Source organism: Micromonospora sp. AMSO31t, from assembly GCF_008868175.1.
Taxonomy (GTDB): Bacteria; Actinomycetota; Actinomycetes; order Mycobacteriales; family Micromonosporaceae; genus Micromonospora.
This window is the reverse complement of sequence record NZ_WBKT01000050.1, coordinates 23850-36133: the sequence shown is the minus strand read 5'-3', so window position 1 is coordinate 36133 and position 12284 is coordinate 23850. Positions and strand designations below refer to the sequence as shown.

At 74.8% G+C, this 12284-nt stretch carries 15 protein-coding genes; 3 read left to right on the top strand and 12 right to left on the bottom strand.

Annotated elements, in window-relative coordinates; translation table 11 throughout:
* From F8274_RS14110 to F8274_RS14055, 12 genes are all read right to left on the bottom strand, one after another.
* Positions 1-527, bottom strand: a 527-nt coding sequence (locus F8274_RS14110; RefSeq protein ID WP_225853785.1) for a molybdopterin-dependent oxidoreductase, incomplete at its 3' end; no start/stop codon positions are given.
* 93 nt (positions 528-620) lie between these two features.
* Positions 621-1136 carry an NUDIX domain-containing protein gene (locus F8274_RS14105; protein WP_151462759.1) on the bottom strand — a complete coding sequence of 172 codons (516 nt, stop codon included), beginning with the start codon at positions 1134-1136 and terminating at the stop codon, positions 621-623.
* A gap of 126 nt (positions 1137-1262) precedes the next feature.
* Complete coding sequence (locus tag F8274_RS14100) at positions 1263-1910, bottom strand: response regulator transcription factor (protein WP_151462758.1); 648 nt, start codon at positions 1908-1910, stop codon at positions 1263-1265.
* Between the two features lie 14 nt (positions 1911-1924).
* On the bottom strand, positions 1925-3250 hold the full coding sequence (locus tag F8274_RS14095) for a sensor histidine kinase (protein ID WP_151462757.1): 1326 nt from the start codon (positions 3248-3250) through the stop codon (positions 1925-1927).
* 17 nt (positions 3251-3267) lie between these two features.
* Positions 3268-4005 carry an ABC transporter permease subunit gene (locus F8274_RS14090; RefSeq protein ID WP_192579825.1) on the bottom strand — a complete coding sequence of 246 codons (738 nt, stop codon included), beginning with the start codon at positions 4003-4005 and terminating at the stop codon, positions 3268-3270.
* A gap of 29 nt (positions 4006-4034) precedes the next feature.
* On the bottom strand, positions 4035-4760 hold the full coding sequence (locus tag F8274_RS14085; protein ID WP_151462754.1) for an ABC transporter ATP-binding protein: 726 nt from the start codon (positions 4758-4760) through the stop codon (positions 4035-4037).
* Positions 4761-4844: 84 nt separating this feature from the next.
* On the bottom strand, positions 4845-5417 hold the full coding sequence (locus tag F8274_RS14080) for an NADAR family protein (protein WP_370518229.1): 573 nt from the start codon (positions 5415-5417) through the stop codon (positions 4845-4847).
* A 128-nt stretch (positions 5418-5545) separates the two neighbouring features.
* Positions 5546-6187 (bottom strand): SRPBCC family protein, encoded by a 642-nt coding sequence (locus tag F8274_RS14075; RefSeq protein ID WP_151462752.1) that lies wholly within the window; start codon positions 6185-6187, stop codon positions 5546-5548.
* Positions 6187-6546, bottom strand: a complete 360-nt coding sequence (locus F8274_RS14070; protein ID WP_151462751.1) for a helix-turn-helix transcriptional regulator — start codon at positions 6544-6546, stop codon at positions 6187-6189. The genes F8274_RS14075 and F8274_RS14070 overlap by 1 nt, the downstream gene beginning before the upstream one ends.
* 100 nt (positions 6547-6646) lie before the next feature.
* Entirely contained in the window at positions 6647-7321 is a 675-nt protein-coding gene (locus tag F8274_RS14065) for a peptidoglycan recognition family protein (protein ID WP_151462750.1), read from the bottom strand.
* A gap of 104 nt (positions 7322-7425) precedes the next feature.
* Positions 7426-8172, bottom strand: coding sequence for a lysozyme (locus tag F8274_RS14060; protein WP_151462749.1), 747 nt, complete (start codon positions 8170-8172; stop codon positions 7426-7428).
* Positions 8173-8285: 113 nt separating this feature from the next.
* Complete coding sequence (locus F8274_RS14055; protein ID WP_151462748.1) at positions 8286-9755, bottom strand: FAD-dependent oxidoreductase; 1470 nt, start codon at positions 9753-9755, stop codon at positions 8286-8288.
* Between F8274_RS14055 and F8274_RS14050 the strand changes: the two genes are divergently transcribed.
* From F8274_RS14050 to F8274_RS14040, 3 genes are read left to right on the top strand one after another with little or no spacing between them, the layout of a single operon-like run.
* Positions 9733-10083 carry a YciI family protein gene (locus tag F8274_RS14050; protein ID WP_151462747.1) on the top strand — a complete coding sequence of 117 codons (351 nt, stop codon included), beginning with the start codon at positions 9733-9735 and terminating at the stop codon, positions 10081-10083. The two genes, F8274_RS14055 and F8274_RS14050, sit on opposite strands and share 23 nt — an antisense overlap.
* Positions 10080-11300 carry an RNA polymerase sigma factor gene (locus tag F8274_RS14045; protein ID WP_151462746.1) on the top strand — a complete coding sequence of 407 codons (1221 nt, stop codon included), beginning with the start codon at positions 10080-10082 and terminating at the stop codon, positions 11298-11300. Before F8274_RS14050 ends, F8274_RS14045 begins: the two co-directional genes overlap by 4 nt.
* Positions 11297-12133: an SMP-30/gluconolactonase/LRE family protein gene (locus F8274_RS14040; RefSeq protein WP_151462745.1), complete on the top strand. Its 837-nt coding sequence runs from the start codon at positions 11297-11299 to the stop codon at positions 12131-12133. The genes F8274_RS14045 and F8274_RS14040 overlap by 4 nt, the downstream gene beginning before the upstream one ends.
* Positions 12134-12284: the final 151 nt, after the last annotated feature.

Genomic DNA, 12284 nt, shown 5'->3' with positions numbered 1-12284 from the left:
ACCCCCGGCGCCGGCTCGCCCTGCTGCTCGGTGAAGAAGCGCCGCCCGTTGCCGGCGCACTCCAGCAGCGCGTCGCTCTCCTCGGCGGGCAGCCGGCGCAGCTCGTCGAGGCTGAACTCGACCGGGGCGTCCCGGGTGGGCGCGTCCCGCAGCCCGGTGCCGAACAGGCGCAGCCGCCAGGTGCCGGCGTCCAGTCGGGGCGTCTCGGTGTGGTTGCGGACGAAGAAGCGGTCGTTGGGCACCACGTACCCCTGCCCGGCCAGTGCCGTCCAGTGCATCTCGGCGTTGGTGTCGAGCGGGCGCAGCAGCTCCGGCGGCAGCGGCTTGGCGATCGGCGTACCCGGGTCGACGCCGACCGGCGCGGACGCCAGGGCGACCGGCTCCCGCTCGGCCGCGGCGGCGGTCAGGGCGGCCATGGCCGCTCCCAGCTCCAGCAGCCGGTCGCGGTCGACGCCCGCGCCGCGGGCCTCCCCGGCCAGCCACTGCCGGCTCCGGCGGGTGTCGTGGTCGGCTTCGGCGTGGGACACGGGTGACCTCCGGACGCTCGGCGACGCTGCCTTTCCTATTCAATCAATAGGAGTTTTGGCCGCGTCGGCCGAGGTCCGGGTCAGGGCGCCGGGTCAGCCGGCGTGCTGGCCGGCGAGGAAGTCGGCCAGGACCCGGGTGTGCGTGGAGAACGCCAGCTCGACCGGCTCGGTGAGGACCAGCCACTCGGTGGCCTCCTCGGTCGGCGCCGACGGGGGCAGGTCACCGACCGGTCGCTCGGGCAGCACGCCGAAGACCATCATGGTGCCGCCGGCCGGCGCCCCGTGCACCGCGAACAGCCGCGCCTCCTCGGCCTCGGCGAGCAGGCCGGTCTCCTCCCGCAGCTCACGGACCAGCGCCTCGGACCACTCCTCGCCGTACTCGATGAAGCCGCCCGGCAGGGCGAGCTGGCCGCGGGCCGGCTCGATGTCCCGGCGGACCACCACCACGCCGAGGCCCTCCGGGGTGCGGACCGGCAGCACGGCCACCGCCACGGGCAGCGGGTTGCGCCACACCGTCTCCCCGCAGGCCAGGCAGACGCGCGGCCACCCGGCCTCCGCCGGGTAGGCCACGCCGCAGAACGAGCAGTGCGAGTACGCGGCGGCGGTCACGCCGCTGCACGTTACCCGCCCGGCCGCCCGGGCGCGCCCTTCACCCGCCCGCGCGGGGTGTCTCCGGGTGCCGCAGCCGTTCCGCGACGCGCCGGAGCGACGCACGGTGTCCACGAAGACGCGACATCAGCCGCCGCCGACGTGGCGGAGGACGGCCAGGACCCGGCGGTTGTCGCCGTCCGAGGACGGCAGACCGAGTTTTGCGAAGATGCTCGCCACGTGCTTCTCCACGACTCCGGCGGTGATGACGAGAGCCGCCGCGATCCCGGCGTTGGATCGTCCCTCGGCCATCAGCGACAGCACCTCACGCTCCCGGGGGGTCAGCGACGCCAGCCCGGCCGTGTCCCGCCCGGCCCGCATGAGGTGGCCGACCACCTCCGGATCCAGCGCGGTGCCACCAGATGCCACCCGGGTCAGCGCGTCCACGAAATCGGCGACGTCGGCGACGCGGTCCTTGAGCAGGTATCCGACGCCCGTCGGCCGGTCGGCGAGCAGGCGGGTCGCGTAGCGGGTCTCCACGTACTGGGAGAACACCAGCACACCGACGTCGGGTTGGTCGCGCCGGATGTCGATCGCGGCGCGCAGCCCCTCGTCGGTGTGCGTCGGTGGCATCCGGATGTCGATGACGGCCACGTCCGGCACGGTGGCGGCAACCGCGGACCGCAGCGCATCCGCGTCGGCCACCGCCGCGCACACCTCGAAACCGCGGTCGGTGAGCAGCCGGACCAGCCCCTCGCGCATCATCGCGGCGTCCTCCGCGATCACCACCCGCATGCCGTCGCCTCCGTTCACACGTGTGTGGGCAGCTCGATGTCGACCCGGGTCGGACCGCCGTCCGGACTGCGTACGCGCATCCGGCCGTCCACGACGGCGATGCGACGGGCCAGGCCGGACAGGCCGGGACCGGCCGGGTCCGCCCCGCCGACGCCGTCGTCCTCGACGGTCACCGTCAGGCGCTCGCCGGATCGGACGACGCCGAGCGCGATCCGGGTCGCCCGGCTGTGTTTGGCCGCGTTCGCGAGCAGCTCGGAGGCGCAGAAGTAGGCGACGGTCTCGATGGCGGGCGCCGGGCGGTCGGGCAGGTCGACGGTCACCGCGACCGGGATGGCGCTGTTCGTGGCGAGCGTCGCCAGCGCGTCACCGAGACCGTTGTCGAGGACCGGCGGGTGGATCCCGCGCACCAGGTCGCGCAGGTCGGCGAGGGCCTCCTTCGCTCCGCGGTGGGCGAGCGCGACCAGCTCGCGGGCCTGCGCGAGGTCGGGTGGCGGGCCGTCGGCACCGAGCTTCTCGGTCGCCATGCCGAGGTTCAGGGCCAGCGTGGCCAGCCGGATCTGCGCGCCGTCGTGCAGGTCCCGTTCCAGCCTGCGCATCATGGCGGCCGCGTCGTCGATCGCGCGGGCCCGGGTGAGCTGCAGTTCGCGTACCCGCTCGGCGAGCCGGCGCGGACCGAGCAGCCGTCGCATGGCGGCAACGTCCAGCGTCGTGCCGGCCCGCATCAACCACGGCGCGACCAGCAGCATGGCGAGGCCGGCCGCGGCGATGAGGAACGTTCCGGCGAACGTCCGCGTGCCGATGGCGCCGAACGGCGTGAGCGCCCACACCGGTCCGAGGCGTGTCCCGGCCGGGTGGTTGCGGAACAGCGGCCACCACAGCGGGTAGCTGAGGTTGGCCAGGCCGAACACGTAGCAGAACGCCCCGTAGCCCTGGGGGATGGCCAGTGGCACCTTGAGCAGGCCGTACCCGACGGCGCGCCAGCCCGGTCCGTCGGAGACGACGGCGCCGAGCCGCCTCGACGGCCGGGGCGGCGGGGCGTCCACGTGCACGTCGAGCAGCCGGCCGGCGAGTGCGCGATGGACGGCTCCCATCGCGCGCCCGATCGGGGCGGCGAGCACGACCAGGAGCGCGACGGTGAGCGGGACCAGGAAGAGGAACACCGGTGCGACGGCAGGTGCGGGCTGGTCGGACAGGGCTCCGGTCGCCCAGAGGAACAGGACGCCCAGGGCCGGCCCGAGCGCCGGTGCGCTCAGGATCGCGGCCGCGCTGACCACGCCGAGGACGCAGAACACCGCCCGGCGCAGGGCCAGTGTGGTGAACGGAGCGCGCAGCGCGGTCATCGGCCCATTGTCGCCGGTCACGCGTCGCGATGGCGGAGCAGCACGCCTCCGCACAGCACCGCCGCCGCCGCGTACCCGCACATGAGCAGCGCGCTGCCCCAGCCGGCGAACAGCCCGGGCACCGGCGAGGTCACCGCGATCGAGTTGAGCAGCATCAGCAGCGGGACGAAGCGGCCGACCTGGATCCCGCTCTCGCCGAACAGACCGGCCACGATCATCGGGACGAACATCAGACCGAACAGCGTGCCGATCGCGGCGCCCGAGTGCCGCACGATCGCCCCGATGCCGACCCCGATGAGCGCGGTGGCGCCCAGGTACACGCCGGTCAGCACGACCGCGCGCAGGATCGCCGGGTCGGTCAGGGCCGCGGCCGGGATGGCGGTGCCCCGGATCGCGAGCTGCCCGCCCAGGTACCCGGCGAAGCTCGCGACCAGCCCGACGGTGAGGGCCGCGCCCCCGCACACGGCGACCTTCGCGGCCAGGACGGTCCGACGCCGCGGGACGGCGGCGAACGTCGAGCGGATCATCCCGCTGCCGTATTCCCCGGTCACCATGAGGACGCCGAGCGCGCCGAGGAGCAGTTGGGCCACGATGGCGCCGCCGAGGCTGTTGTTCAGGATCTGGGCGGCGGTGGCGACCGGGGTGTGCGATCGGTACCCGAGTCCCACCCCGGCCCCGGCGGCGGCCATCGAGACCACCGCGGCGATCGCCAGCCACCACGTCGACCGGACGCTGCCCAGCTTGATCCGTTCCATCCGGGCTGCCTGCCGGAATCCGTACCGGTTCATGACGCTCCCACTCCGCGATAGTCGGTAGCCTCTGAGGTGAGCCGGAAGAACGCGTCCTCCAGGCTGTCGCCGCCGGCGGCGAGTTCGGCGACGGTCGTCTCGGCGAGCAGCCGGCCGCGGCCGATGACCACCAGCCGGTCGGCGGTCAGCGCCATCTCGGCGATCAGGTGACTGGACACGAACACCGTCCGGCCCTCGGCGGCGAGCCCGCGCAGCAGGTCCCGGATCCAGCGGATGCCCTCCGGATCCAGCCCGTTGACCGGCTCGTCGAGCAGGAGGACGCCCGGGTCGCCGAGCAGGGCCACGGCGACGCCGAGCCGCTGGCGCATGCCGAGCGAGTACGTGCCGGCACGCCGCGTCGCCGCGTCGGACAGACCGACGACCCGCAGCACCTGCTCGACCCGGGAACCGGGGATGTCGTTGCTCGCGGCCAGCGCGCTCAGGTGCGCACGGGCGCTGCGGCCGGGGTGGAACGCCCCGGCGTCCAGGAGCGCGCCGACCGTCTTCAACGGCCAGCCCAGGTCCTGGTACCGGACGCCCCCGATCAGCGCCTCACCCTGGTCCGGGGCGTCCAGACCGAGGATCATCCGCATCGTCGTGGACTTGCCGGACCCGTTCGGGCCGAGGAAGCCGGTCACCACCCCCGGCTGCACCCGGACGCTCAACCCGTCGACGGCGACCCGGCCGCCGTACCGTTTCGTCAGCTCACGTAGTTCGATCACACCATCGACGCTAGGCAGCGCCGCCGGTGGTCGGAAGCCGGAAACCCTCCGACTCCGCCCGGGGGTTTTCCGCCCCCGGCGCGGCTAGCCGGGCAGGCCGGTGGCGTCGGCGCGCAGGGCGGCGCGGGCCTCCATGAGGGCGAAGCCGAGCAGGTTGTCGCCCCGCCACCGCGCCGGGTCCCCGGCGCGCGGGTCGTCGGCCGCCAGCCCGATGCCCCACACCCGGTCCACCGGGCTGGCCTCGACGAGCACCCGCTCGCCGGTGCCGAGCAGGAACCGGCCCAGCTCCTCGTGCTGGCCGAACTTGGCCACGCTGCCGGCCACCACGATGTCGTAGCGGCGGGCGGCCCAGGTCGCCTCGTCGAAGCCGTGGACCTGCCGGCCGAGCGCCTTGGCCCGCTGCGGGTGCGCGGCGGCCAGCACCCGCTCGGCGATCCCGTCGTCGCCGAAGAGGACGGCCTTGTGCCACATCATCCAGTGCTCGGCCGTGGCGTAGGTGCGGCCGTCGACCGTGAACGCCGCGGGCCACCACTGGCTCAGGCAGCCGGCGCCGACGCTGCCGTCGCGCTGCGGGCGGTGGCCCCAGAAGTGCAGGTAGGTGACCCGCGCTCCGGAGTGGACGGTGGCGGTCAGCTCGGCGACGGATCGGATGGGCACGGCCGCCAGTCTGCCGGAGGGCACCGACACTCCGCCCCCGCTTTCCTCCGGGCGGCTCCGCGCCGGGTTCCGACCTCGCGATCGTGCCCGTGCCACGTCCGTCGGCACGGGCACGATCGGTGGGGGAGTCAGGGGGTGGGGCTGCCCGTGTAGAAGGCGGTCGTCCGGTCGCCGGCGGCGCGGGCCTCGTCGGCCGGGGTGCCGGCGGCGATGCTCGCCTCGGTCCAGCGGGCGCTGGCCTCGGTCATGAAGCGGCGGCCCTCGTCCGAGCCCATCCAGGCGACGGCCTCGTCCGGGGTGATCCCGGAGCCGTCGGCGGCGAGGTGGGAGGCCAGCCCGAGCAGCGCCCCGTCCCAGCCGACGCCGACCGCGCCCGGGCCGTACTCGGCCCACCGCTCGTCGTCGACGTGCGCCACGTGCTCCAGCTCGAACCGGGTACGCCCGGCGCCGGCCTCGGTGAGCCGCACCTCGATCCAGCTCACCTCCCCGCCGAACTCCCAGGTCGCGGCGAAGCTGTGCGGCGGGTCGCAGCGCTCGACCGTGCCCCCGGCGTTGCCCTCCAGCTGGTAGCTCCCGCCGACCTTCAGCTCGCCGGAGACCGGCAGGAACCAGCGGGGGATCCGCTCGGCGCTGGTGCAGGCGTCCCAGACGTCCTCCACCGGCGCGTCATAGGTCTGGCTGATCGTCAGCACCCGCGCCTCGCCCGCCGGTAGCGTGCGGCTGCCCAGCCGGCGCTCGACGGCGCTGATCTGCCCTATTACGTCGATCATCAGGTTGTCCTCTCGTCGGGTTCGCTCTCGCGCAGCCGCCGTTCGCGCCGCCCCCGGGCCAGTTCGGTGGCGAGCGCCGCCAGCGGCGGCGTCCAGAACCGGCGGAAGCCCGCGAGCCACTCGTCCATCTCGCGCAGCGGTCGTGGGTCCACCGCGTAGAGGCGGCGGGCGCCCTGGGCGCGCACGGTCGCGAAGCCGTGCTCCCGCAGCACCTTGAGGTGTTGCGACACGGCCGGCTGGCTGATGCCGAACTCCCGCTGGACGGTCGCCCCGAGCGTGCCGGCCGGCTGCTCGCCCTGGGCGAGCAGCTCCAGGATCCGGCGACGCACCGGGTCCCCGAGGACGTCGAAGGCGTGCACGAACCCTTTGTATCACACCCGACTTATATAAGCGACCACTGAAACGGCGGGATCCTGGACAGCTCCCGTTCGAGACGGACGGGAGCTGCCCAGGATCCGGTCAGCCGCCGAGGCGGGCCGCGACGGTGCTGCGCAGCTCCGGGAGCCGGTCGTGCAGCAGGCCGGGGCACTGGGTGTTGTTGAAGTCCTTGTGCCCGTAGATCTCGGTCGGCGGGATGCCGTACTGCTGGCAGGTGAAGGCGCAGAACCACACCAGGCTGTTCCAGAGCGCCTGCGGCGGCTGCACGTCGAGATAGATGCCGTCGTTCTCGATGCCGATGGCCTGGCTGTTCTGCCCGACGCAGTGCGCGCCCTGCACCATGGTCTGCCCGTGCAGCAGCCCGTAGAGACTGCCGTGCCGGCCCTCGGTGAGGAAGCCGCCCCGGCTGTTGGTGAAGTGCTGCCCGGAGTCGAGCCAGCCGTTGCTGTCCATGTGCAGGTTTTGAATGTCGCGCGAGTTCCGGTAGGCCTGCGCGAGGCTGTAGTCGGTGGTGTTCGGGAACGCCGTGTGATGAATGATGATCTTGTTGGGCCGGCTCTGCACCACGCTCACCGCGGAGGACGGCGGGCGGGCGCTCCAGGTCGCACAGTTGGCGATGGTCGGCTGGTCGATCCGCGCGGCGACGGCCCGGGCGTCGCGGCCGGCGCCGACCTGGGTGAGCGCGGTGGCGCCGGCTGCGGCGCCCAGCAGGACCGCGCCGCGCAGCACGGCCCGCCGGGGAACGGGAACGGACATGGGGGCCTCCTCGTCGGGGACGGACGCCGCCGGTGGCGGGCGGCGGCTCCGGGGCGCGGCGTCCGGGACGCCGGCCGGAGCGGGCCGCCCACCACCGGAGCGGATCAGCAGGGTCCGTTGCAGGCCAGCACCTTGAGCCGGTCCAGGGTGCCGTTCCAGACGTTCTGGTCGCCCGGGAAGACGCCCGAGGACGACCACTGCCAGAAGGAGTACGTCCCCCAGCCGGCGGGGAGCGTGCCGACGCTGCTGGAGTAGCGGGCGATCCACAGCGGGTTGTTCGCGGCGAACTGCGAGGTGTTGCCCGTGCAGGTGCTCCACCAGTCGGTGGTGGTGTAGATGGTGGCCCACCGGCCGGTGCGCGCGTGGTACTGGTTGACGAACGAGGCGATCCAGCTGCGCATCGAGGCCTGGCTCAACCCGTAGCAGGTGGCGCCGTACGGGTTGTACTCGATGTCGAGCGCGCCGGGCAGGGTCCTGCCGTCCTTGGACCAGCCGCCGCCGTGGTCGACGAAGTAGTTGGCCTGGGCCGCGCCGCTCGAGTTGCCGGGCAGGGCGAAGTGGTACGACCCGCGGATCATCCCGACGTTGTAGGAGCCGTTGTACTGCTGGGCGAAGTACGGGTTGATGTAGCCGGTGCCCTCGGTCGCCTTCACGTACGCGAACCGGGCGCCGTTGTTCCAGGCGGCGGACCAGTTCACGTTGCCCTGGTGGCTGGAGACGTCCATGCCGGGCAGGCCGGCCGGCGCGGCGCTGGCGGGTGTCGCGCCGACGACGGCCGAGGCGGCCAGGGTGACGGTGGCGAGCAGGGCCGTGGCGGCCGTACGCAGCGCCGATCGAAGGGGACGGTTCATCTTTCCTCCCTGGGGGTGGGGGAGCGTGACGAAAGGAACTGTCAACATTAGGTCACAGGATGGAGAAACTTTTCAATAGACGCATGGAAGATTTTCTTTGTCCGGTGAGGGGTTCAGCGGAGGCCGGCCAGCACCTCGGCGGCGGCCCGTTCACCGGCCGCGACGGCGCCCTCCAGGTAGCCGCTCCACCGGGTGGCGGTCTCGGTGCCGGCCCAGTGCACCCGGCCCACCGGATGGCGCAACTCCGGGCCGTAGTCCCGCCAGGAGCCGGGCGGCAGCATGCCGCAGAAGCAGCCCCGGGTCCACGGGTCGGCCGACCAGTCGTACTCGACCAGGTCGTCGGGGCGGGCGGCGGCCGGCCCGACCAGCGTGACGAGGGCGTCCAGCAGCGCGGCCCGCCGGGCGTCCGGCGCCAGCCGGCGCAGCTCGCGGGCCTCCGCGCCGTAGCTGAAGGCCGTGAGCACGCCGCGCGGCGAGCCGGGCAGCGAGTTGTCCACCGTCTCGGTGATCGGGCCGTCGTCGGCGGTCGCCACCCCGGAGCGGCCGTCGGCCCGCCAGAACGGCTCCGGGTAGAGCGCGTGCACCTTGATCGCCGCGCCCATCGGCATCCGCTGGGTGAGCCCGTCGCGCAGCGCGGGCAGCGGCGGGTCGTACCGGATCCGCCCCGCCAGCGCCGGCGCCACCGCGACCACGACGGCGTCGCCGCGGTGCACCTCGCCGCCCGCGTGCACCCGCACCCCGGCGCCGTCCTGGGCGACCCCCTCGACCGGGGCGCCGAGTCGGAGGCAGTCCGCCGGCAGGGCGGCGGCCATCCGCTCGGCCAGCGCCGCGGGCCCGCCCACGATCCGGTCCTGCTGGGCGCCGCCGGCCATCCCCAGCAGGCTGCCCGTGCCGCCGCCGCTGCACAGGTAGAACAGCATCTGCAACAGCGACACCTCGTCCGGCGAGGCGGCGAGCAGCCCGCCGGCCAGCAACCGCCCGGCGTAGCGCGCGGTCGCCGGGTCGGGCGCGGTGGCGGCCAGCCAGCCACCGAGCGTGGTCCGGTCCCACTCCGCCGCCTCGGCCGCCCGCCAGGGCGCGGCCGGGTCGAGCCGCGCGGCGAGCCCGTCCAGCGTGTCCAGGATGGCGGCCAGCGGCGCGGGCGCCTCGGCCAGCCGCCGCCCGGCCCAGCGCAGGGTGGGCGCGCCCCGGGCCGGTGACGGAAAGGTCGCCAGGCCGTGGGCGGCCACCAGCGCGTACATCCGGTCCTGGGTCGGGCCGATCCACTGCGCGCCGAGGTCGAGCCAGCCGCCGCCGGGCAGCGGCCGGGACAGCGTCCGTCCGCCGACCCGGTCGCGGGCCTCCACCAGGCGTACGGCGCAGCCGGCGGCGGCGAGCGCGAGCGCGGCGGCCAGGCCGGAGAACCCCGCCCCGACCACGACCACCCGGTTGCCGCGCACGGCGCGGGATACCCGGATCCCGCTGGAATTCTCTCCGCCGGCGTGTCGATACCGGGGTGCGCCGTTCGTGTGGAGGGTGGAGGGGCGGCACGGGGCCGCTGCCGGGGGTGAGGAGAAGCGCGTGAAGCAGTACCTGATCAGCATGTACCAGCCGGCCGGCGCCGGCCGGCCGGACCCGGAGTTCCTGGCCGGGGTGATGCGCGAGGTCGACGCCATCGGCCGGGAGTTGCGGGAGGCCGGGTGCTGGGTGTTCGGCAACGGCCTGCACGCCCCGGAGACCGCCACCGTGCTGCGCCCGAAGGGCGACGAGGTGCTCGTCACCGACGGCCCGTATGTCGAGGGCAAGGAGTACCTGGGCGGGTTCACCATCATCACGGCCCCCGACCTCGACGCCGCCCTCGACTGGGGCCGCCGCTACGCCCTGGCCACCACCCTGCCGATCGAGGTGCGCCCGTTCCAGGGCGAGGGATGACCGGCCCCACCGACGTCGAACGGGTCTTCCGCGCGGAGTACGGCCGCGCGGTCGCCGTCCTGGTCCGCCTGCTCGGCGACATCGACCTCGCCGAGGAGGCGGTCCAGGAGGCGTTCGCCGCCGCGGTCGACCGGTGGGCCGTCGACGGCCCACCGCCGAGCCCGGCCGGCTGGATCATCACCACCGCCCGGAACCGGGCGATCGACCGGCGCCGCCGCGAGGCGTCCCGCGCCGACCGGCACGCCCAGGCCGCCCTCCTGTACGCCGCCGAGCCGCCCGCCGAGGAGGGTCCCGTGCGCGACGACCGGCTCCGACTGATCTTCACCTGCTGCCACCCGGCGCTCGGCCCGGCGGCCCGGGTCGCGCTGACCCTGCGCCTGCTCGGCGGGCTGAGCACCGCCGAGATCGCGAGGGCGTTCCTGGTGCCGGAGCCGACCATGGCGCAGCGCCTGGTCCGGGCCAAGGCGAAGATCCGGGACGCCGGCATCCCGTACCGGGTGCCCCGGGACGCCGACCTGCCCGACCGGCTGCGCGCCGTGCTGGCCGTGGTCTACCTGATCTTCACGGAGGGGCACACCGCCAGCGCGGGGGAGCGGCTGGTCCGCGACGAGCTGTGCGACGAGGCGATCCGGCTGGGCCGGCTGCTCGCCAACCTCATGCCGGACGAGCCGGAGGTGCTCGGCCTGCTCGCGCTCATGCTGCTCACCGACGCCCGGCGGGGCGCGCGGACCGGGCCGGACGGGGCGCTCGTGCCGCTCGGCGCGCAGGACCGGAGCCGGTGGGACCGCGCGCTGATCGCCGAGGGGCAGGCCCTCGTGCGGCGCTGCCTGCGGCGGGACCGCGCTGGCCCGTACCAGATCCAGGCCGCGATCAACGCGGTGCACAGCGACGCGGCGACCGCCGCGGACACCGACTGGCGGCAGATCCTCGCCCTCTACGACCAGCTGCGGGCGCACGCGCCCGGGCCGGTGGTGGCGCTGCACCGGGCCGTCGCGCTGGCCGAGGTGGCCGGCCCGGCCACCGCGCTGGCCGAGGTCGACGGGCTGGACCTGGCCGGCTACCACGTGCTGCACGCCGTCCGCGCCGACCTGCTGCGCCGCCTCGACCGGCCGGCCGAGGCGGCGACCGCGTACGACGCGGCGATCGCGCGCACCGACAACGCCGTCGAGCGGGAGTTCCTCCGCCGCTCCCGCGACCTGCTGAGGAGCCACCCGTGAGCGCACCGGAGATCCTGGTCGACGGGCTCGCCTTCGGCGAGTCGCCCCGCTGGCACGACGGGCGGCTCTGGCTGGCCGACTGGGGCGCCGGGGAGGTGCTCACCGTCGACGCGGCGGGCCGGACCGAGGTGGTCGTCCGGGTCGACGGGCTGCCGGTCTGCTTCGACTGGCTGCCGGACGGGCGGCTGCTGCTGGTGGCCGGCGGCGCCGGGCGGCTGCTGCGCCGGGAACCCGACGGCGCGTTGCGCACCCACGCCGACCTGGCCGCGCTCGTCCCGCACCCGTGGAACGAGGTGGTCACCGACGCCCGGGGCAACGCCTACGTCAACACCATCGGCTTCGACTTCCCCGCCGGGGACTACCGGCCGGGGGCCGTGGCCCTGGTCCCGCCCGACGGCGCCGCCCGGCTGGTCGCCGGCGATCTCGCCTTCCCCAACGGCATGGTGCTCACCCCGGACGGGGGCACCCTGATCGTCGCCGAGTCGTACGCCGGCCGGCTCACGGCGTACGACGTGGCGGCCGACGGGTCGCTCGGCGGCCGGCGGGTCTGGGCGGCGGTGCCGGACTCCGCGCCGGACGGCATCTGCCTCGACGCCGCCGGAGCCGTCTGGTACGGCGACGTGCCGAACCGGTGCGCCGTCCGCGTCGCCGAGGGCGGGCGGGTGCTCGACCGGATCGACCTGGACCGGGGCTGCTTCGCCTGCGCGCTCGGCGGCCCGGACGGGCGCACCCTCCACCTCGTCGCCACACAGTGGAGCCCCGCGGCGCTCTCCGGTGGCCCGCGCACCGGCCAGGTCCGGACCCTGCGGGCACCCGCCCCGGCCGCGGCCTGAGCACGGCACACCTGCCCGGCGGGTGCAGATCCGGCGCGCCCGGAATCGTGATCGCGTCGATACCGCCACGGCCCTCGGGAGGCATTGACGAACCTCCGCCGAAAAGTACACTCCCGGTGTAATAAGTTTCCCGCTTCGCCCGAGCCGCACC